General features: G+C 63.8%; 2 protein-coding genes and 1 pseudogene. 2 read left to right on the top strand and 1 reads right to left on the bottom strand.

Features of this window, described 5'->3' with window-relative positions; genetic code table 11:
- Positions 1-49 precede the first annotated feature (49 nt).
- Entirely contained in the window at positions 50-247 is a 198-nt protein-coding gene (locus EXE44_RS16530; protein WP_137706792.1) for a hypothetical protein, read from the top strand.
- Positions 244-522 (top strand): hypothetical protein, encoded by a 279-nt coding sequence (locus EXE44_RS16525; protein ID WP_137695068.1) that lies wholly within the window; start codon positions 244-246, stop codon positions 520-522. The genes EXE44_RS16530 and EXE44_RS16525 overlap by 4 nt, the downstream gene beginning before the upstream one ends.
- A gap of 56 nt (positions 523-578) precedes the next feature.
- Here the strand turns inward: EXE44_RS16525 and EXE44_RS16520 are convergent.
- Positions 579-824: pseudogene (locus tag EXE44_RS16520) on the bottom strand (hypothetical protein); the annotation flags it as partial.

Genomic DNA, 824 nt, shown 5'->3' with positions numbered 1-824 from the left:
AGATCGCGACTGCTGCGCCGTTCGCAACTGACCACACGGAGCCCGGCCGATGAACGGCGACGCATTCACCGTCGAGTACACGCCAGCCAAGGGCCTGCGGAAGCGCGTGCGGTACGAACCGCGAGCTGACGGCGACGGCTGGTGGCGGATCGAAGAGGAACACACTGGCTGCCGCTGGCGAACACTTGGCCGCGAGCCGGTTCGTGGCGTGGTCTGTAAGTCCGACACCGAGGTGGCGACGGCATGAACCGCCGCGAACTCGTCGCGTCGATCGTCGCCGGCAGTACGATCCCGCTGACCGCTCGCGGTGCTGCCGGCGATGACCTGACGCCGATCACCGAGATGCCCGACTACTGTGCGGTCGCCGAGACGCGCGAAGAGGCAGTTCAGGTCTGGGCCAGCGAACACGTCCAGAACGCGCGGGTCGAACTGATCGGCAATGGGGACACGGACGTTGCTGAAGTGAAGGCCGAACTCGAAACCGCGCTCGAACTGCTCGAACGCGAGTTGCCCGACGCGTAGCCTATCCAGCCACGCTGAGGTACTGATTGGAGTTCGGTATCTCGTGTGGGCCATTTTTATTCGTCAGCAGTCTCCTCTTCATCAGTGCCAACAACCGGGACATCTATTGGTAACCCTGCTATCACGTTGCCAGTCTCTTCCTCGTTCAGGTACCGTGCCAGTAGGTACAGACTCACCAGCGCGAGCGCGACTGTGAGCGGCAGCGCGAGGATGCCGGCGAGCGTCTGGCCGAACACCGCCGCTATCGAGTTCTCACTGATGCGCGCGCCGGCCTCGATCAACGCTGCCGGCGCGGTCAGAAG

Origin of the sequence: Halorubrum sp. SS7 (genome assembly GCF_005435055.1) — an archaeon.
GTDB classification, from domain to species: Archaea; Halobacteriota; Halobacteria; order Halobacteriales; family Haloferacaceae; genus Halorubrum; species Halorubrum salinarum.
This window is presented reverse-complemented; position numbering and strand designations above follow the sequence as displayed.